Source organism: Micromonospora sp. CNZ303 (genome assembly GCF_004345505.1).
This window is the reverse complement of the sequence record NZ_SLVT01000001.1, coordinates 594573-614697: the sequence shown is the minus strand read 5'-3', so window position 1 is coordinate 614697 and position 20125 is coordinate 594573. Positions and strand designations below refer to the sequence as shown.

Annotated in this window: 12 protein-coding genes; 3 read left to right on the top strand and 9 right to left on the bottom strand. The window is 74.1% G+C overall.

From position 1 onward, the window contains the following. Positions 1–43: 43 nt before the first annotated feature. Positions 44–1594, top strand: coding sequence for a GGDEF domain-containing protein (locus EV374_RS02930; RefSeq protein WP_132231189.1), 1551 nt, complete (start codon positions 44–46; stop codon positions 1592–1594). A gap of 28 nt (positions 1595–1622) precedes the next feature. Here the strand turns inward: EV374_RS02930 and prfA are convergent, their stop codons facing one another. Both prfA and rpmE read right to left on the bottom strand, forming a co-directional pair. Continuing rightward, positions 1623–2711 carry a peptide chain release factor 1 gene (gene prfA, locus EV374_RS02925; RefSeq protein ID WP_132231188.1) on the bottom strand — a complete coding sequence of 363 codons (1089 nt, stop codon included), beginning with the start codon at positions 2709–2711 and terminating at the stop codon, positions 1623–1625. Between the two features lie 99 nt (positions 2712–2810). Then, the gene (rpmE, locus tag EV374_RS02920) at positions 2811–3035 is read right to left on the bottom strand and encodes a 50S ribosomal protein L31 (protein WP_088998650.1); all 225 of its coding nucleotides are present in this window, start codon (positions 3033–3035) and stop codon (positions 2811–2813) included. A gap of 299 nt (positions 3036–3334) precedes the next feature. Here rpmE and EV374_RS02915 point away from each other — a divergent pair, with 299 nt between their 5' ends. Next, a complete protein-coding gene (locus tag EV374_RS02915) occupies positions 3335–4231 on the top strand; it encodes a phosphatase domain-containing protein (protein WP_132231187.1) in 897 nt (298 codons plus the stop codon). A gap of 69 nt (positions 4232–4300) precedes the next feature. Here the strand turns inward: EV374_RS02915 and EV374_RS02910 are convergent, their stop codons facing one another. The 3 genes from EV374_RS02910 to thrB form a co-directional block, all read right to left on the bottom strand. After that, positions 4301–7798, bottom strand: a complete 3498-nt coding sequence (locus EV374_RS02910; RefSeq protein ID WP_132231186.1) for a phosphodiester glycosidase family protein — start codon at positions 7796–7798, stop codon at positions 4301–4303. 762 nt (positions 7799–8560) lie between these two features. After that, positions 8561–10738: a transcription termination factor Rho gene (gene rho, locus EV374_RS02905; protein ID WP_132231185.1), complete on the bottom strand. Its 2178-nt coding sequence runs from the start codon at positions 10736–10738 to the stop codon at positions 8561–8563. A gap of 296 nt (positions 10739–11034) precedes the next feature. After that, positions 11035–11979 (bottom strand): homoserine kinase, encoded by a 945-nt coding sequence (gene thrB, locus EV374_RS02900; protein WP_132231184.1) that lies wholly within the window; start codon positions 11977–11979, stop codon positions 11035–11037. A 139-nt stretch (positions 11980–12118) separates the two neighbouring features. On the opposite strand from thrB, the gene EV374_RS02895 reads away from it, so the two are divergent. After that, positions 12119–12649: a hypothetical protein gene (locus EV374_RS02895; protein ID WP_132231183.1), complete on the top strand. Its 531-nt coding sequence runs from the start codon at positions 12119–12121 to the stop codon at positions 12647–12649. A gap of 12 nt (positions 12650–12661) precedes the next feature. On the opposite strand, the gene EV374_RS02890 is transcribed toward EV374_RS02895, so the two are convergent. The 4 genes from EV374_RS02890 to EV374_RS02875 form a co-directional block, all read right to left on the bottom strand. After that, complete coding sequence (locus EV374_RS02890; RefSeq protein ID WP_132231182.1) at positions 12662–13906, bottom strand: MFS transporter; 1245 nt, start codon at positions 13904–13906, stop codon at positions 12662–12664. A gap of 112 nt (positions 13907–14018) precedes the next feature. Next, positions 14019–17324, bottom strand: a complete 3306-nt coding sequence (locus EV374_RS02885) for an efflux RND transporter permease subunit (protein WP_132231181.1) — start codon at positions 17322–17324, stop codon at positions 14019–14021. A 216-nt stretch (positions 17325–17540) separates the two neighbouring features. Continuing rightward, positions 17541–18590 carry a threonine synthase gene (thrC, locus tag EV374_RS02880; RefSeq protein ID WP_132231180.1) on the bottom strand — a complete coding sequence of 350 codons (1050 nt, stop codon included), beginning with the start codon at positions 18588–18590 and terminating at the stop codon, positions 17541–17543. Positions 18591–18805: 215 nt separating this feature from the next. Beyond that, positions 18806–20119 (bottom strand): homoserine dehydrogenase, encoded by a 1314-nt coding sequence (locus tag EV374_RS02875; protein WP_207913857.1) that lies wholly within the window; start codon positions 20117–20119, stop codon positions 18806–18808. Between the last annotated feature and the right edge of the window lie 6 nt (positions 20120–20125).

The window sequence follows — 20125 nt, the reverse complement described above, 5'->3', positions numbered from 1 at the left end:
TCACGAGCGGATGCGTCCGGACGCACACCGACAGGAGGTCGCGGTGGGTTGGCTCGACCGGGTCACCGACCAGGTTGACGCCCTGACGCGGGCGCGGGCCCTCCAGGAGTCCAGCCGCTCCGCCGAGGCGTACGCGATCCTCGACCGGGTCGTCGCCACCACCACCGACCCGTACGCGCGGGCCGACGCCCTGGTGCAACGCCTCTCCGCGGTGATCAACCTCGGGCGGACGGCGGAGTACACCCGGGCCGTCGAGGAGGCCTCCACCGCCGTCCGCGACCTCGCCGAGCCCTACCTGCTCGGGCACCTCAACGCGCTGGCCGCCCTCGCCGCGCACCACCAGGGCGCGCTGGACCGCTGCGTCACCCACCTGGTGAAGGCCGCCCGGGCGTTGGGCGCCGTGGCGGACGCCGACCGGGACACCGCGTGGGGCTGGCACGACCTGGCGATGGCCTACTCGTACCTCAGCTTCCACGGCTACGCCCTCGGCGCCATCGAACGGGCGCGGCAGCTCGGCAGCGCCGCCGAGATCCCGGAGGAGACCTTCGCCGCCCCCGGGATCCGACTGCGCAACGCCGTCGCCTTGGACCACAACGGCGACAGCGACGGCTGCCTGCGGGTGCTGCGCGACGTCGCCGCCGACCTGGACCGGTTCCTGGGCAGCGGGCGGGCCGGGAAGCTGCGCCCCAGCAGCCTGGCCGCGTACGGCTACGCCGCCGCCCGGCGGGCGGCCCTCGGCGACCGGTGGGACGTCGACCCGCAGGCCGGCCCGGCCCGGCTGCTCGGCCACGGTGGCGACAGCGCCCGCGCCCGCGACATGCGCCAGCTCGGCCAGGTCTGCCTGGCCGTCGCCGAGGGACGGCCGATCGAGGCAGTCACCCGGCTGGACACCGTCCAGGTCTCCACGGAGACGCTGGGCGCGGCCGAACCGGCCCGGCTGCGCAGCATCGCCCTGGCCCGCGCCGGCGACCACGCGGGCGCGCACCGGGCCGACCGGCTGGCGTTCCGGCTGGCCGCCCAGCGCAACGACCGGCTCCGCGACGTCTACATCGACGGCATCGCCGCCCGCATCGACCACGAGGAGATGCGCCGCGAGGCGGCCCGCTTCGAGGGCGAGGCGTTGACCGACCCGCTGACCGGGCTGCCCAACCGGCGGCGGCTGGAGCGCTACATCGCCACCCTGGTCGCCCACGGCGACCGGGTGGTGATCGGCGTCTGCGACCTGGACGGCTTCAAGGCCGTCAACACCCGGCACGGGCACCACTCCGGCGACCTGGTGCTCCAGCGCATCGCCGGGGTGATCAACCGGGTGATGCGCCGGGGCGACTTCGTGGCCCGCTACGGCGGGGACGAGTTCGTGGTGGTGCTGCCCGGAGCCGGGATGACCGAGGCGGCCGAGGTGGGCCGCCGCATCGACGCCGCGGTGCGCACCGAGGACTGGGAGTCGCTGGTCCCCGGCACGCCGGTCGGGGTCAGCGTCGGCTTCGCCGAGGTGGGCGCCACCGGCCCGGGCCTGCGCGACGCCCTCGGCACCGCGTTCGAGGCCGCCGACCGCGCGATGCTGGCGGCGAAGACCCGCCCGCGCGCCTCCTGACCCCGGCCGCCCCGTCGGGCCCCGGGGGTCAGCGGCGGGTCAGCTCGGTGTCGCCGGCCAGGCGGGCGGCGCGGTCGGCCTCGGCGAGGGCGTCGAGAACCCCGTCCAGGTCACCGGCGAGCGCCAGGTCCAGGTTGTACGCGGTGTAGCCGATCCGGTGGTCGGTGATCCGGTTCTGCGGGAAGTTGTACGTGCGGATCCGCTCGGAACGGTCCACGGTGCGCACCTGCGCCTTGCGGGCGTCCGAGGCGGCCGCGTCGGCCTGCTCCTGGGCCGCCGCCAGCAGCCGGGCGCGCAGGATCCGCATCGCCTGCTCCCGGTTCTGCAACTGGGACTTCTCGTTCTGGCAGGAGACCACGATGCCGGTCGGCACGTGCGTGATCCGTACCGCCGAGTCGGTGGTGTTCACCGACTGGCCGCCGGGGCCCGACGAGCGGAACACGTCGATGCGCAGCTCGTTCGGGTCGATGGTGACGTCGACGTCCTCGGCCTCCGGCAGCACCAGCACCCCGGCGGCGCTCGTGTGGATGCGGCCCTGCGACTCGGTGACCGGTACGCGCTGCACCCGGTGCACGCCGCCCTCCCACTTGAGCCGGGACCAGACGCCGTTGCCGCCCTCGGGCACGCCCTTGGTCTTGATCGCCAGCGAGACGTCCTTCACCCCGCCCAGGTCCGAGTCCTGGGCGTCTAGCACCTCGGTGAGCCAGCCGCGCCGCTCGGCGTAGCGGGTGTACATCCGCAGCAGGTCACCGGCGAACAGGGCGGACTCCTCGCCGCCCTCGCCCGCCTTGATCTCGACGATCACGTCCTTGGCGTCGTGCGGGTCGCGCGGGATCAGCAGTTCCGCCAGCCGCTGCTCCAGCGCCGGCAGGCTCTCCGCGATCGACTCGGCCTCGGCGGCGAAGGACGCGTCCTCGGCGACCAGCTCCCGGGCGGCGGCCAGGTCGGCGCGGGCCTGCTCCAGCTCCCCGGCCGCCTTGTGCAGCGGAACCAGCTCGGCGTACCGGCGGCCGACCCGGCGGGCAGTGCCCTGGTCGGCGTGGATGGCCGGGTCCGCCAGCCGCTTCTCCAGCTCGGCGTACTCGTCGAGGAGGGCGGCCAGGCGCTCGCTGCTCATGCGGGGGAGGCTCCTTCGACGGGGACGGGGCAGGACCAGGGGGAATACGGACGGCGCCCGCGTCCGGCACGAAACCGGACGCGGGCGCCGAACGAGGAGCTACTTGGCCTTCTTGGCCTGAACCTTGGCGTACTTCTGCTGGAACTTCGCCACCCGGCCCGCGGTGTCCAGGACGCGCTGCTTGCCGGTGTAGAACGGGTGGCAGGCGCTGCAGGTCTCGACGTGGATCGAGCCGCCCTTGGCGGTGCTGCGGGTGGTGAACGTGTTACCGCAGGAGCAGCTGACCTCGGTGGTCACGTACTCCGGGTGGATGTTGGACTTCATCTCGCCTCGGTCCTCTCGTGGATGGTCGCCGGGTCGCCGTCGGTGTCCGTCGCGGCGCGCGACGGGCTCGGGCGTGAACCGGAACCGGTGGCCGATTGACCAGTGTGCCATGGGCGTACGCCGACCCGGCAGTCGGGCCGCACGGCTGGTCCGGCATCGACAACGCACGCCCCACCTCCCGCATTCCCGACGTCTGGCCGGGCATTCGTCCCGGCACGGCCGGCGTCGGCGTCGTGCCCCGCCCGGGGCACGCGGCGCGGACGGCGGGACCGCCGACGACGTACGACACGGAGGAGCCGATGGCCCGCCTGATCGCCACCCGGGGGCTGCCCGCCTCCGGCAAGACCACGTTCGCCCAGACCCTCCAGCCCTCCGTGGTCCGCGTGAACCGCGACGACCTGCGCCGCATGCTGCACGGCGAGCGGCTGTTCACCCAGTGGGCGGAGTGGCAGGTCACCGTCGTGCAGCGGGCCCAGGTCGAGGCGCTGCTGCGGGCCCGCGCCGACGTCTGCGTCGACGACACCAACCTGCGCTCGCGGACCCTGCGCGACTGGGCCGACCTGGCCGCCCGGCACGGCGCCGGGTTCGAGGTGCACGACTTCACCGACGTGCCGCTCGCGGAGTGCCTGCGCCGCGACGCCGCCCGCCCCGAGGCCGACCGGGTCGGCGAGGCGTGGATCCGCCGGCTGTACGAGCGCTACCTGGAGGGTCGTACGCTGCCGCTGCCCGTGCCGCAGGCCCGGACGGGGCGGCCCGCCACGGTGCACGCCCCGTCGACCGAGCCGCCGGAGATCGTGCTTGTCGACATCGACGGCACGGTCGCGCTGAACGTCTCGCGCAGCCCGTACGACATGACCCGGGTCGCCGAGGACGAGCCCAACCCGGCGGTGATCGCGGCGGTCCGGGCGATGCACGCCGCCGGGTACGGGGTGGTGTTCTGCTCGGGCCGGGACGCCACCGCCCGCGCCGCCACCGAGGCGTGGCTGGCCCGACACGTCCGGGTCCCCTACCTCGGGCTGCACCTGCGCGCCGTCGGCGACAACCGGAAGGACTCCGTGGTCAAGCGGGAGATCTACGAGCGCGAGATCGCGGACCGCTACCGGGTGGTCGGCGTCTTCGACGACCGCCAGCAGGTGGTGCGGATGTGGCGCGCCCTCGGCCTCACCGTCTTCCAGGTCGCCGAGGGCGACTTCTGAGCGCTCGCGGGTGTAAGGAAGGGCACCTTCCTATCGCCTGGGCGATAGGAAGGTGCCCTTCCTTACACCTCAGGCGGCGGGGGCCGCGGCGGCGGCCGTCAGGGTGACGGTCGCCTCCGCCCGCGCGCCGTTGACCGCGACGGCCAGCTTGACCTGCGCGCCGGGGCGCAGGGCGGTGAGCTTGCCGGTGGCCGGGTCGAAGCGGGCCACGTGCCAGGGCTTCAGCCCGAGGATCGAGCCGACGTGCACGTTGGGCGAGGCGGACCAGTCCGCGCTCACCGGCGCCGCCACCGGCACCGTACGCCCGCCGGGCTGGGTCACCGTGGCGGTGACCGTCGCCGGGGCACCGACCGCCACGCTGGCCGGGGCGGTCAGCGTGAGCGCGTCGACGTGCGCGTGCGTCTCGGCGGCGACCCAGCGCGGGCCCTCGACGAGGGGGTTGCGCCGGGCCCGGTCGGCCTCGGCCGGGCTCACCGGGTCCACCCCGAACTCGGTCCACCCGGTGAAGCCGCCCTGGTCGGCAGGGGTGGAGGGGTTCTTGCCCGAGTTGCCGTTGATCAGGTACGGCACCCCGTCGACCCGGTCGGCGTGGAAGGTGCCGACGTGCCCGCCGACGAACGCGGCGCCCTTGCCGGTGCGGTGCTGGAAGTCGGCCAACCACTGCTCCAGCAGGGCCGCCTCCTTCCGGTCGCCGAGCTGGCTGGCCTTGGCCGGGCTGGGGTCGCGCGGCGGATGGTGGTGCAGCACGACCACCGAGTTGACGGCCGGGTCACCGGTCGCCGAGTCGAGCGCCTCGCGCAGCATCCGTACCTGGTCGAAGCCGCCGCCGCGCAGCGAGCCCGTCGACGAGTTGAGCGTGACGAACCGGGTGCCCTTGTGGTCGAAGGTGCGCTCGGTGTCGCCGAAGGCGGCCCGGAAGTTGGCGATCGGGGCGCCCATGATCTCGTGGTTGCCGGGCACGTAGTAGTACGGCACCTCGCCGCCGAGTTCCTCGTCCAACAGCCGCTTGGCGAGCGCGAAGTCGGCCGGGTAGGCGGTGTCCACGAAGTCGCCGTTGATCACCAGGAAGTCCGGCTTCGCGGCCTTGACCTCGCGGAGCGTACGGCGGGCCTGGGCGACCAGGTCGCTGTCCGGGTTCGCCGCGACGAACTGCGCGTCGGACAGGACGGCGAAGCGCCAGGGCGCCCCGTCCACCGTGCCGTTGCGCAGCACCACCCGGTCGGTACGCGGCTTCTCGGCCGGCACGTCGACCGTCGGCGGCACCTTCGCCACCAGGTCGTCGATGATGACCTCGCTGCGGTACTGCGCGGCGGCGTTGGTCTCCGCCACGTAGAACCGGCGGATCCGCACCGGGTACTGCACCCCGGCGGGGACGGCGAACTCGACGTACTTCCAGCCCGTCCAGGTGATCAGCGGGCCGCGCAGCACGTGCTGGGTGTCCTGCGCGTCGTGCAGGTGCAGGCTGGGCCACTCGCCCGTGCCGTTGCCGTGGATCCACATGCCGAACGCCTGCGGCTGGCCGGGCACCGCGATCCAGGCGGGCGGGTCCGCGTACGCGGCCCGGGTGCCGGTGGACTGGCTGAAGTCGTACGTCATCTTCAGGCCCGTGCCGGTGCGGCCCGGCGCGGGCGCGACCGCGCCGCTGGCCCGCGCCTGGCTGAACTTCCAGGCCGCCGCGTCGTCGAAGCCGGCCACCGGCACGTCGGTCAGCCCGACGGTGACCGGCAGGACGGTGCTGCTCCGGCCGACGTGGACGGTGACCAGCGCCGAGCCGGTGTCCCGCAGGGCGGTGACGGCGAGGTTGCCGTCGACGGTCGGGGCGATCTTCAGCAGGTCCTTGTCGTAGTCGAGCTTCAGGTCGGCCGGCTCGATGGGGGCGGTGTTGCCCTCGGCGTCGTAGCCGACGACGCCGAACAGCGCGCTGCCCTGCGCGCCGGTCAGGCCGACCCGCTCCACCGTGGAGTCGATCCGGGCCAGCGGCCCGAGCACGGTCAGGTCGAGGGTGCCACGGGCCGCGCCCCGCGAGGCGGTGACCGTGGTGCTTCCGGGCAGGAGGGCCCGGAAGCGGCCCTTGCCGTCGACGACGCCGTGCACCGCCGGGTTGGCCCGCCACGTCGGCGCGCCGGCCGCCGGGCCGTACGTCTCGTCGTGGCCGGCGGCGGTGAGCTGGCGGGTCAGGCCGGGGAAGACGCGGTCGGGCCGGCCGCCGCGCACCGGCGCGACGCCGGGGGCGGTGGTCGGGTCGCTGGCGGTCTCCAGCCAGTACCCGGTGAGCCGGCCGCTGCCCTTGGGCGCGTAGATGGCCAGGCCGTTGGGCACGGCCCGCTCGCTGCCGTCGGACGGGCTGTTCTCCACCTGCACGGCCGCCGCGCCCGGTTCCCGGGCAAGCAGCGTCGAGGAGCCGCCGCCGTCGAGGTTGAGCGCGTGGTGCGCGCCGAGCTCGGCCATCATGCGGCCCATCTCGGTCTGGGTGACGCCCCGGCTGTCGACCTGCCGGCCGTCCACCGTGAGCATGATCATGCGCCGGCCGTCGGCGGAGAAGCCGACGGACGTGCGCGGGGCCAGCGACGCGTCGGCGATGCTCTGCACCACCCCGTCGCGGACCAGCACGTTGCCGCCGCCGACGGCCGCGTGCAGGTTGCTGCCGTCGGCCGGCTTGGGCCGGTAGGCGACGGTCACCGCGTCGCCGGGGCGCAGCCCGGCGAGGGCGTCCGCGCCGGCGTCGCGGCCGAGCAGCACGGTGGTCCCGGCCGGGACCGCCCCGCTTCCGGCCGTGCCGGCGACGGTGGCGACGCGGCCGTCGACCACCGTGACCTCCGTGACGCGGGCGGCGCCCTCGACCGCACGTTGCCGGGTGTACGACCCCCAGAGCGCGGTGAACACGCCGATCCCGTTCGCCTGGATCATGTTGTTGAACTGGGTCAGCGTCACCGGACCGGTCGGCAGGGTCGCGGTGCCGTCGAAGTTCACCTCGATGACCCGGCCGAGCCCCTCGGTGGTGATCGCGACGGCGTTGCGGTGCCCGCTGACCGCGGACTGGACCAGCTGGCCGTCGCGGACGCCGACGCCCTGGGCGGCACCGGAATTGTTGATGTCGAAGAAGTCGCCGTTGACTGCGGCGACCGCACGGGCCGCGTCGACGGCGCCGCGCAGCGGCTCGGCCCGGCTGACCGCGCCGGAGTTGACGTAGTCCACGGTGAGACCGCCGGTGAGGTCGGCGGTCAGCGCGTCCGCGCGCAGCCAGCCGTCGGCGTCGTACCGGTCGAAGGAGGTCAGATTCAGGCCCGGGGCGACCGGGCGGGTGGTCTTCGCCGTCTCCAGCCCGCCGGCCGGCTCGACGCCGGTCGGGGCCGCGGTGGCCGACATGCTCGCGGCCGGGTCGCCGGCGAGCGTCACGGAGCCCGCGGAGTACGAGGAGGCGCGCGGTGCGTCCTCGGCGACGGTGAGGGACGGGTCGGTGGCCGGGGCGGGCGCACCGGCGTTCGCCGGCACAGTGCCGGCCAGGGTGAGCAGCGGCGTCAGCAGCAGGACGCCTGCGAGCCGGGCGGATCGTCTGCGGGTACGCATGGGCGACAGTCAACCGGACGGTGAATAGAAGTTTCAATACCTGCCGGCTAAAGCGAAGGAAAACTCCACCCTGCCGCCGGTCGTCTCCGCCATTGCCGGCAGCACGTGCCGCATCCGCGCGCCCCGCCGCTGCACCCACGGACCTCACCGCCGCACCCCACGATCCGCGCAGCGCGGGCTCGGGGGCCACGCCGCGACGTGCGCTCGGGGTCCACGGCCACCCACACCGCGCGTGCGCTCGGGGCCGCCCTGCGGCGTGCGCCCGGGGCCGCACGGCCACCCACATTCGGTCACGGAGAGTGGTCGACTCCGCGCCGCCCCACCCCTCGCTCCGTCCCCTTTGCTCTGCATCCATATCCGCACCGGACACGCCATGTAAGCGGTGCCTATGTGGATGCAGAGCAAAGGGGAACTGGAGGATGGTGCGGTCGGATCACACCCCCCGACGAATTACCTGGTCACGGGCCATCGGCAGCGAACGCCGGGGCGGCAAGCTCTGCACGCACCCAAATTTAGTCACGTAGAGTCACAACGAGGGCTCTCCGATGCGGAGGTTACTGATCGTCACGGACGCGAGCTGGCAAGGTGGAACGCCCGGCTGCCCGTGTGCGGTAGGCAGCACCAGACGCCCGGCACGCGGCACGCGACGCCGGGCACCCAACGCCCGGCATGCGGCATCGAAGCCACGACACCGACGGGCGGGGACGCGAGAAGGGCACGGCCTCGTGGCCGTGCCCTTCTCGCTGTCTCACCCGGGGAGGATCACTCCCCTGGCGTCGACTTGGCGATCTGCATCAGGAACTCGATGTTGGTGCGGGTCTGCTTGAGCTTGTCCAGCAGCAGGTCCAGCGCCGCCTGCGAGTCCAGCGAGTGCAGGACCTTCCGGAGCTTGTGGATGATGGCCAGTTCCTCCGGCGCGAGCAGGATCTCCTCCTTGCGCGTGCCGGACGGGTGGATGTCGATGGCCGGGAAGATGCGCTTGTCGGCGATCTTCCGGTCCAGCTTCAGCTCCGCGTTGCCGGTGCCCTTGAACTCCTCGAAGATGACCGTGTCCGCCATGGACCCGGTCTCCACCAGCGCGGTGGCGAGGATGGTCAGCGAGCCGCCGTTCTCGATGTTGCGGGCCGCACCCAGGAAGCGCTTCGGCGGGTAGAGCGCGGTGGAGTCGATACCACCCGACATGATCCGGCCGCTGGCCGGCGCCGCCAGGTTGTACGACCGACCGAGGCGGGTCACCGAGTCGAGCAGCACGACCACGTCGTGGCCCAACTCGACCAGGCGCTTCGCCCGCTCGATCGCCAGCTCGGCCACCGTGGTGTGGTCCTGCGGCGGACGGTCGAACGTCGCCGCGATGACCTCGCCCTTCACCGACCGCTGCATGTCGGTGACCTCTTCGGGCCGCTCGTCCACCAGCACCACCATCAGGTGGCACTCCGGGTTGTTGTGCGTGATCGCGTTCGCGATGGCCTGGAGCACCATCGTCTTACCCGCCTTAGGCGGCGACACGATCAGCGCGCGCTGGCCCTTGCCGAGCGGCATGACCAGGTCGATGACCCGGGTGGTGAGGATGTGCGGCTCGGTCTCCAGCCGCAGGCGCTCCTGCGGGTAGAGCGGGGTGAGCTTGTAGAACTCCGGCCGGCGCTTCGCCTCGTCCGGCTCCATCCCGTTGATGGTGTCCAGCCGCACCAGCGGGTTGTACTTGTCCCGCCGCTGCTCGCCGTCGCGCGAGGCGCGCACCGCACCGGTGATGGCGTCGCCACGCCGCAGGCCGTACTTCTTGATCTGCGACATGGAGACGTAGACGTCGTTCGGGCCGGCCAGGTAGCCGGTGGTCCGTACGAACGCGTAGTTGTCGAGCACGTCGATGATGCCGGCCACCGGGACGAGCACGTCGTCCTCGCCGACCTGCGGCTCGCGCCCGCCGTCGCGGCCACCATCGCGGCCACCGTCGCCGCCCTCGGCGCGCTCACCACGGCCACGGCGGCGGTCCCGGAACCGGCTGCGCCGGCCACGCCGGCCGCCGCTCTCGTCGTCGTCGCCGTCGTTGTCACGCTCGACGCGCTGGCCCCGGTCGCCGCGCTCGTTGCGGTCACGGTCGCCCCGATCGGCACGCTCGCCCCGCTCGTTGCGGTCACCGCGCTCCGCACGCTCGCCGCGGTCGCCCCGCTCGTTGCGGTCGCCCCGCTCGGCACGGTCACCGCGCTCGCCGCGGTCACTCCGCTCCGCACGCTCGGCACGGTCACTCCGCTCCGCACGCTCGGCACGGTCACTCCGCTCAGCGCGGTCACCGCGCTCGTTGCGGTCGCCGCGCTCGGCACGGTCGCCGCGCTCGGCACGCTCGCCCCGCTCCGCACGCTCGCCCCGTTCGGCACGGTCGCCGCGCTCACGGCCACGGTCGGCACGCTCGCCGGCCTCGGCCTCGTCCGCGCGCGTCTCCGCCGGACGAACCTCCGTCGGACGGACGGCCTCCGCCCCACGAGCCTCCGCCTCACGGACCTCCGCCGGACGGGCCTCCGCGGCCCGCGCCTCGGAGGTGGCGGCCCGGCTGCGCCGGGTCCGGCCACGGGGCTCGGCCTCGGCCGCCGCCGGCTCCGTCGGAGCCTGCTCCGCGGTACGCCGCCCGGCCGCCGGCCGCTCGGCGCTCTCGCGGACCTCGGCGCGGGCCTCTTCACGGGCGGGAGCGGCAGCGGCCTCGGCCCGCGGTCGAGGGGTCCCGGCGGTGGCGCCGCCCTGCCGCTCGGAGATCGCGCTGATCAGCTCGCCCTTACGCATGCGGGCCGTGCCCGAGATGCCGAGCGACGCGGCCAGGCTCTGCAGCTCCGGCAGCAGCATCGCCGACAGGCCGGTGCCGCTGCGCCGACGACGGGCGGGGGCGGCGGCGGTGGTGGCATCGCCAGCGACGTTGGAAACATCCGACGTCACGTCGGTGGTGTCGCTCAATGGATTCCTTCCCTCGATAGGCCGGGACTGCCCGGAGTCGAAAACAAGGTGGCCGGGCGGCCTCGGTGCACCCGCCTCGCATGGACGCGTCGCGGGAGTCTGTGACACAGCAGCCGGTCGGTTTCCCGACTCACCGAAGGTCGGTGAGCAGGTCTCGCCGTCTGCGGCGACCTGTGAAGACTGCGGTGCGGCGTGGGCCTAGGCAGGGGTGACGGGCTGACCGCCGAAAGCTTCGGGGGTGCGCCGACCCGCAGGGAGATCGCATGCTTCGCGGCTGTGCTAAGTCTAGAGCGTAATCAACTCTTCCGACCTGCGGCAACAGGGTCCCGCTCTGCGTGTCCCAGTCTACCCCGGGCAACCTGTGCTCCGCGCCCGTCTGGATCCAACCGCCAGACCTCCCAGCCTGTTCCCGGGTCGAAGCCCTCGGGCGGGCCGGTCAGGGCCAGGACGGTCGGGCCCGCACCACTGATCACGGCGGCCACACCGGCCTCACGCAGCGCTTTCACCAGGGCAGCGCTGCCCGGCATGCCGTCGGCGCGGTAGTCCTGGTGCAGCCGGTCGACCGTGGCTGGCAGCAGCAGACCCGGGTCGGCGGTCAGCGCGTGCACCAGCAGCGCGGCGCGGCCCGCGTTCAGCGCCGCGTCGCCGTGGGGCACGGTGGCCGGCAGCGCGGCCCGCGCGGTGGCCGTCAGGCCGCGTTCCGCCGGCACGAAGACCGTCGGTCGTACGCCGTCGGCGACCGGCAGCGACACCGCCCTGGCGCCGGAGGGCTCCGTCCAGGCCAGGGTGAAGCCGCCGAGCAGGCACGGCGCCACGTTGTCCGGATGGCCCTCGATCTCGGCGGCGAGGCGCAACGCGGCGGCGTCGTCGAGCCGGGTCTCGCCGTCGGTGACCAGCGCACGGGCCAGCAGCACGCCGGCGACGATCGCCGCGGACGAGGAGCCCAGCCCACGGGCCTGGGGGATGCGGTTGACGCACTCCACCGCCAGCCCGGGCGGCTGCCCGCCGAGCCCGTCGAAGGCCGCCCGCATGGCGCGGACGACCAGGTGCCGGTCGTCGGCCGGCAACTCCCCGGCGCCCTGCCCGGCCACGCTCACCGTGACGCCCCCCGCCGTCACCTCGGCGGCCACGTCGTCGTGCAGCGCCAGGGCGAGCCCCAGGGCGTCGAACCCCGGCCCCAGGTTGGCGCTGGTGGCGGGGACCCGGACCCGGACCGGGCCGGAGATGAAGTTCGTCGGCACGGGCTCATGGTAGGGCTGCACACCGACCGGGCGGAGCGCTGCCCGCCGGATGGGACCGGGCCGGACGGCCTCGTCACCGGACGGTGGTGGCACCACCGGTCCGCTAGCCTGGCCCGACCGACGGCGGCTGGAGGCGGGAATGCGCGAATTCGGGTACCTGGCGACGGCGGTCGTCTTCGAGGCGCCCTCGGTGCTGGTGCTGCTGGTCGGGCTCGTACTGGCCGCGACGGCCGGGGGGCGGCTGCCCCGCAAGCCCCGGCTGCTGGCGCTGTCCGGGCTCGCTGTGCTGCTGGTCAGCGCACTGCTCAGCGTGGCCTGGACCCTGCTGCTGCCCCGCGCGTTCAGTTTCGACTGGGGCTACTCGAACTTCCGGCTCATGAACCTGGCCTACGGCGGAGTGCAGGCCCTGGCGTACCCGATCGGGACGGGTCTGCTGATCGCGGCGGTGCTGGTCGGGCGGCGGGCGGGCGGCGCGGCGGCCGGCCCGTTCGGCGGACGACCGCTCGCCGGCGGCGGGCCGGTGCCGACCACCGCGCCGGTGCCCGCCGCCCAGCCGGTGCCGCCGGCCGAGCCGGGATGGACCGTGGGGGGCGGGGGCGACGTGCCGGCGCAGTGGGGCGGTCGTTCCCGGCCGGACGCGCCGACGGGCGCCGGGACGGACCAACCCTGACCGCCGGGCGGGTCAGCGGGCGGCGCTCGGGGCCGGTTGCGCGGCCGGGTCCGTGAGCGAGAGCCGGCGGGTGGCGATCCGCCAGCCGACCGCGTAGACCACCGTGACCAGGCCGCAGCTGGCCAGCACCACCCGCTCGTCCACGGTGTCCACCACCGCGGCCACGGCGAGCTGGCTGACCGAGACGGCGAGGGTCGCCAGCATCATGTCGGTGGCGAAGACGCGGCCCCGCAGCCGGTCCGGCACCTCCCCTTGCAGGGCGAAGTTCGACATCACCCAGTTGCTGCCGCCGGCGAAGTGGGCGACGAAGACCAGGGCCAGCACCAGCGGGAACCAGTTGGCGACCGAGGTGCCGAGGTAGGCCAGGCCGTAGAGGGACATCGACAGCGCCAGCCCGGGCAGCAGCCAGGCGCGGTTGGTCAGCACCCGGCGCATCAGGATCGGCCCGACGAGCGCCCCCGCCCCGCGGACCGCGAAGAGCAGCCCGGTGCCGACGGGGCCCACGCCGTACACGGCCGCAAGCAGCGGGAACACCGTCAGCACGCCGTTGCCGAGGCCCACCGCCGACTTCACGGTGACCAGCGCCAGCACCCTCGGCCGGTGCCCGATGTAGCCCAGCGCCTCCCGGATCGCCGGCCAGGTCCGCTGCACGGGCAGCTCCGCGTCGCGGGGCGCCTGCAACGGCCGGCGGATCAGCGTGGCCAGGCCCGCGGCGACCACCAGGCCCACCGCCGCCACCCAGAAGCAGGCGTACGGGCCGACAGCGGCGCTGAGCACGCCACCCAGGGAGGCGCCGACGACGGTCATGGTGCCCCAGGCCGACCCCGCGACGGCGTTGCCGGCGGCCAGCTCGTCGGGGTCGAGCACGTTGGGCAGGGCCGCCTGGGCCGCCGGGGAGTAGAACGCCTTGGCGACCGCCACCACGCCGATCCCGGCCATCGCCAGCCAGGCGGTCCCCGCGCTGCGGACGCCGAGCAGCAGCAGCACGCCGAGCAGGGCCGCGACGTTCGAAATGATCATGATCTTGCGCCGGTCGAACCGGTCCGCGATCGTGCCCGTGTACGGCAGCAGCAGCGCCACGATCCCGGTGTCGACGGCGAGCACCAGCGCGCCCCACACGCCGCTGCCGGTCAGGTCCGGCAGCAGCACCAGCAGCGGCACCATGACGAACCAGTCGGCGCCGAAGACCACCAGCTCCGCGAGGAACAGATTACGGAAGTTGCGGTTGCGGGTGAGGACCGAGACGGTGGACGGCACGTCCGGGACCCTACCGGGCGGTGACCGGCGGGCCGGGCGTACGGCGGGTACCTGACCGAACGCGAACACCCCCGGCGGGTGGGGACCCGTCGGGGGTGTTCGCGCACTGCCGTTACTCGGCCGGCGGCAGCGGGGACGTGCGGCTCTTCGGCAGCCGCAGCACCTCGAACTGGTCGGTGCCGTCCACCAGCGCGCCCGACGGCGTAGGCCGGGACGCCGGGGCGTCGGTGGCCTCCGTGCCGGCGGTGGACGGGGCACCCGCGGCGGGCACCGGGACCGGCTCGGCGGCGGGCGTCCCACCGTCGTCGCCGGCCGGGTCGCCGTCGCCCGTGCCGGTGGCCGGGGCCACCCCGCCGGAGCGGCGGGCCCGGCGGACACGGAACGACTCCTTGGTGTTCTCCGCCATGGCGTAGAGCGTCGGCACCAGGATCAGGGTGAGCAGCGTCGAGCTGAGCAGCCCGCCGATCACCACGATCGCCAGCGGCTTGGAGATGAAGCCGCCCTCCCCGGTGAGGCCGAGCGCCATCGGCAGCAGCGCGAAGATGGTGGCGATCGCCGTCATCAGGATCGGCCGCAGCCGGCGCCGGCCGCCCTCGACCACCGCCTCCTGGACCCCCATGCCCTGGGCCCGGTACTGGTTGACGAGATCCAGCAGCACGATCGCGTTTGTCACCACGATGCCGACCAGCATGAGCACGCCGATCAGCGCCGGCACACCCATCGGGGTGCCGGTGGCCAGCAGCAGGCCGATCGCGCCGGTCGCCGCGAACGGGATGGAGATCAGCAGGATCAGCGCCTGGACCAGGCTCCGGAACGTCGCCACCATGATCAGGAAGACGATCGCGATGGCGGCGAGCACGGCCAGGCCCAGGTCGGCGAAGGCCTCCTCCTGGTCGGCGCTGACGCCGCCGATGGCGAAGGTCGCCCCCGGCACGTCGATGCCGTCCAGCTTCTTCTGCAACTCCTGCGTGATGGCGCCGAGGTTCGAGCCGGTGGCCGTACCGGTGACGGAGACGCTGCGCTCGCCGTCGATCCGGCTCACCTGCTGCGGGCCCTCGGTCTGGGTGACGTCGGCGATGTCGTCGAGCTTCACCGGCCCGACCCGCATCGCGCGCAGTTCCTCCACCGTGGTCGGCGGCTTGCCCGCGAACCGCAGCACCACGTCCCGCTGCCCGTCGTCGAGCGTGACCTGCCCCAGGGGCGAACCACGGAACGCCTGGGCCACCACCTGGCCGACGGCGGCCTCGGTGAGCCCGACCCGGCCGGCGGCGACCCGGTCGACGGTGACGTCGACGCGCGGCACCCGCGTGGCGAGGCTGGTGGAGACGTCCTCGACGCCCGCCAGCCCGGCCATCGCCGACCGGACCTCCTCGGCGGCCCGGGTCAGCGCCTCCGGGTCGGTGCCCTGGACGACCACCTCGATCTGGTTGGCCGCCGCCCCGCCCTGGCCGGCGCCGAAGCTGACCTCACCGACGGCCGGGCCCAGCGCGTCGAACTCCCGGCGCAGCTTCTCCCGCATCTCCTGGGCGTCGGTCCCGTCACCGAGGGCCAGCGACCAGTTGGCGACGTTGTTGCCGCCGCCGCCGAACGGGTTGTCCCCGCCGCCCGCCGTGACCTGGTACGTCTCGACGTCCTCGGTGCGCTCCAGCACCGCCTCGATCTGCTTGGCCGCCGCGTCGGTGCCGAGCAGGCCGGTGCCCGCCGGCAGCTCCTGGGTGATGCTCAGGGTGTCCTGGCCGGAGTCGTCGATGAAGTTGGTCTCCAGCTGGCGGGACAGGCCGAAGGTGCCGAACAGCACGAGCACGCCGAGCCCCAGCGTGATCCACCGGGTGGCCCGCTTGCGGGTGGCGAACCCGATCACCGGCAGGTACGCCCGCTGCAACGGGTTGCGCAGCTCCTTCTCCTCGGCCGCCCGGCGCACCGCGGCGTCGTCCGCCGTGCCGCTCGGCGGCTTCAGGAACCAGTACGCGAGCACCGGGATGACGGTCAGCGAGACCAGCAGCGAGGCGAGCAGGGCCACCGTCACGGTGATCGCGAACGGCGCGAAGAGCTGCCCGACGAAGCCGCCCACCAGGGCGATCGGCGCGAAGACGGCGACCGTGGTGAGGGTGGACGCGGTCACCGCGCCGGCCACCTCGCGGACGGCGGCGAGGATCGCCTGCCGCTTCGGCTCGCCGTACTCCAGGTGTCTCTTGATGTTCTCCAGCACGACGATCGAGTCGTCGACCACCCGGCCGACCGCGATGGTGAGCGCGCCGAGGGTGAGCAGGTTGAGCGAGTAGTCGCCGATCCAGAGGGCGATCAGGGCGACCACCACCGAGAGCGGGATGGAGACCGCGGTGACCACGGTGGAGCGGACCGACAGCAGGAAGACCAGGATGACGATGACGGCCATGACCAGGCCCAGCAGGCCCTCGGTGGTCAGGCTCTCGATCGACTTCTCGACGAAGGGCGCCTGGTCGAAGACGACGGTCAGCTCGGCGCCGGAGGCCTCCCGCAGGTCGGCGAGGCGGTCCCGGATCTCGTGGGAGATCTCCACCGCGTTGCCGTCCGGGGAGGCGGTGACCGCGATGCCCAGGCTGTCCTTGCCGTTGGTGCGGGTGATCGCGGTGGCCGGGGCGAGCTGCTGCTCGACGGTGGCCACGTCGCCGAGGCGGACCGGGGCCGCCCGGCCCGTCGCCGGCGCGACCACGACGCCCCGGAGGTCGTCCAGCGTGGCGAGCCGGGTGCCGACCTGTACCGGGAGCGCGCGGGTGCCGTCGGTCACCGCGCCGGCCGGCACCGTCACGCCGTTGGTCTTCAACGCCGCGCCGAGGGCGGTCGGCTGGAGCTTCGCCGCCGCCAGCTTGGCCGGATCCGGGGTGACCACCACGACGTCGTCGCGGGCGCCGGTGAGGTCGACCGTACGCACCCCCTCGATCGCCTCCAGCTCGGGCACCACCGTGGCGCGCAGCTTCTCCGCGAGGACGCGCTGGTCGTCACCGCCGGAGGCGGCGAGCACCACCGCGGGCAGGTCGTCGGTGCTGCCGGCGATGACCTGCGGGTCGACTCCCTCGGGCAGCTGCGCGTCGATCCGGTTGAGCGCGGTCTGCATCTTGTTGACCACGTCGTCCAGGTCGGTGCCGAACTCGTACTGGACCTGGACGGTCGTGGAGCCCTCGCGGGAGGTCGAGGTGACCTGGTCCAGCCCGGGGATGCCCTGGAGGGCGTTCTCGATCGGCTCGGTGACCTGCGACTCGACGACCTCGGGCCCGGCGCCGGGGTAGACCGCCACGATGAAGGCCGCCGGGAACTCCAGCGACGGCAGGAGTTGCTGCTTCAGTGACGGTACGGCGAACGCCCCGAACAGCGTGGTCACCACCGCGATGAGGGCGATCAGCCCTCGGTTGGCGAGGCTGAATCTGGCGAGCAGCGACATCGGCGTGACTCACTCCTGAAAAAGGCGATTGGCGGGGGTACGGATTCTCCCCCACCCGGCCCGACCGGCCCCGCTCGCCCCTGCCCCAGTCCGATGCACAGGACTCGCCTGCGCCGCCCCGGTTTTCCTCCCGTCGACTCCACCGGCGCCGATCCGGCAGCGGCTCAGGCAAGGCGGATCCGCCGGCGGCTCAGGCGAGGACGATCCGCTGGCGGCTCAGGCGAGGTCGAGGCAGCGGGCGGCGGCCAGCGGGTCGTTGGCGATGGTGGTGGGCACGGGCGCGGTGGAGATAGCCCACTCCGGGTCCTTCAGGCCGTGGCCGGTGACCGTGCAGACCACCGTCGAGCCGGCCGGGACCCGACCGGCGGCGGCCTGCTGGAGCAGGCCGGCCACGCTGGCCGCGCTGCCCAGCTCGACGAAGACCCCGACCTCGCGGGCCAGCAGCCGGTACGCGGCCAGGATCTCCCGGTCGGTGACGGCGGCGATCAGCCCGCCCGAGGAGTCCCGGGCGTCGAGCGCCCTGGTCCAGCTCGCCGGGTTGCCGATCCGGATGGCGGTGGCGATCGTGGACGGCTCGCGGACCACCTCCCCGGTGACGATCGGGGCGGCGCCGGCGGCCTGGAAGCCGTACATCTTCGGGGCCCGGGTGGCGTTGCCGTCCCGCAGCTCCTCCGAGTAGCCCATCCAGTAGGCGGAGACGTTGCCGGCGTTGCCGACCGGGAGGCAGTGGATGTCGGGCGCGTCGCCCAACGCCTCGACGATCTCGAACGCGGCCGTCTTCTGGCCGTGCAGCCGGTCGATGTTGACCGAGTTGACCAGGGCGACCGGGTAGTCCTGCGCGAGCTTGGCGGCCAGCGACAGGCAGTCGTCGAAGTTGCCGGTGACCTGGAGCAGCTTCGCCCCGTGCACGAGCGCCTGGGCCAGCTTGCCCAGCGCGATCTTGCCCTGCGGCACGAGCACCGCGCAGGTCAGGCCGGCGCGGGCCGCGTACGCCGCCGCGGAGGCGCTGGTGTTGCCGGTGGAGGCGCAGATGATCGCCTTGTTGCCGGCCTCGACCGCCTTGGAGACCGCGAGGGTCATGCCCCGGTCCTTGAACGAGCCGGTCGGGTTGGCGCCCTCCACCTTCAGGTGCACGTCGCAGCCGAGCCGGGCGGAGAGCACCGGCGCGGGCAGCAGCGGCGTGTTCCCCTCGTGCAGGGTCACGACCGGGGTGGCGTCGGTGACCGGCAGCCGGTCCCGGTACGCGTCGATCAGACCCCGCCACATGTCGTTCTCCCTCGCCTCTACCGTCCCGCCGAGTCGGGCACGCCTCCAGCCTGGACCAGTCTCGCCGTGTGCCCGCCGGCGCACCCGCAGTTAACCATCAGGCGAGACGCGGAAGCGCTCGCCCCGCCGGCCGGGGGCGGCGGACGGACCCCGGTCCGCCCGGCCCGCACCGCCGGCGGTCCGGCGCGCGTCACCGGGCCCTGCGGGCGGACCGCTCAGAGCCCGCCCTCGACCCGCAGCACGCTCGCCACGGAGCGGACGATGTCCAGCCCGCGCAGCTCCCGCACGGTGGCGCCGAGCGCCGCGTCCGGCGCCACGTGGGTGACGATGACCAGGTCGGCGTCCTCGCCCCGGCCGGCCGCGCCGCCGCCCGCCGGGCCCTGCCGCACGGTGGCGATCGACACGTCGTGCCGGGCGAACACGCCGGCCACCGCCTCCAGCACACCCGGCCGATCGGCCACGTCGAGGCTGATGTGGTAACGGGTCAGCGCCTCCCCCATGGGCCGCACCGGCAGGTCGGCGTACGCGCTCTCGCTGGCCGACCGCACCCCGGCGAGCCGGTTACGGGAGACCGCCACCACGTCGCCCAGCACCGCGCTGGCCGTCGGCGCGCCGCCCGCGCCCCGGCCGTAGAACATCAGCGGCCCGGCCGCCTCGGCCTCGACGAAGACCGCGTTGAACGCGTCGCCGACGCTGGCCAGCGGGTGGCCCAGCGGGATCATCGCCGGGTGCACCCGCACGCTGACCGTCTCCCGCCCGGCGGCGTCGGCGCCCCGGGCGGCGATGCAGAGCAGCTTGATGGTGCACCCCATCGCCTTGGCGCTGGCCACGTCGGCCGCCGTGACCTCGGTGATGCCCTCGCGGTGCACGTCGGCCGCGCCGACCCGGGTGTGGAAGGCCAGCGAGGCGAGGATGGCCGCCTTGGCCGCCGCGTCGAAGCCCTCCACGTCGGCGGTCGGGTCGGCCTCGGCGTAGCCCAGCTCGGTGGCCTCCTCCAGCGCCTCCGCGAAGCCGGCGCCGGTGGCGTCCATGGCGGAGAGGATGAAGTTGGTGGTGCCGTTGACGATGCCGGTGACCCGGTTGATCCGGTCGCCGTGCAGCGACTCGCGCAGCGGGCGCAGCAGCGGGATCGCCCCCGCCACGGACGCCTCGTAGTAGAGGTCGCCGCCGCCCTCGGCCGCCGCGTCGTGCAGGGCGGCGCCGTCCTCGGCGAGCAGCGCCTTGTTGGCCGTGACCACGCTCTTGCCGGCCCGCAGCGCCTCCACCAGCCAGCCCCGCGCCGGCTCGATGCCGCCGACCACCTCGACGACCACGTCCACGTCGTCGCGCTTGATCAGGCCGAGCGCGTCGGTGGTGAACAGGGTCGGGTCGACGGGCAGGTCGCCCCGGTCGCGGCCGAGACGGCGTACGGCGATGCCGGCGATCTCCAGCGGGGCGCCGATCCGGGCGGCGAGGTCGGCCGCCTGCTCGTGCAGCAGCCGGACCACCTCGCTACCGACCGTGCCGCAGCCGAGCAGTGCCAGGCGCACAGGTGA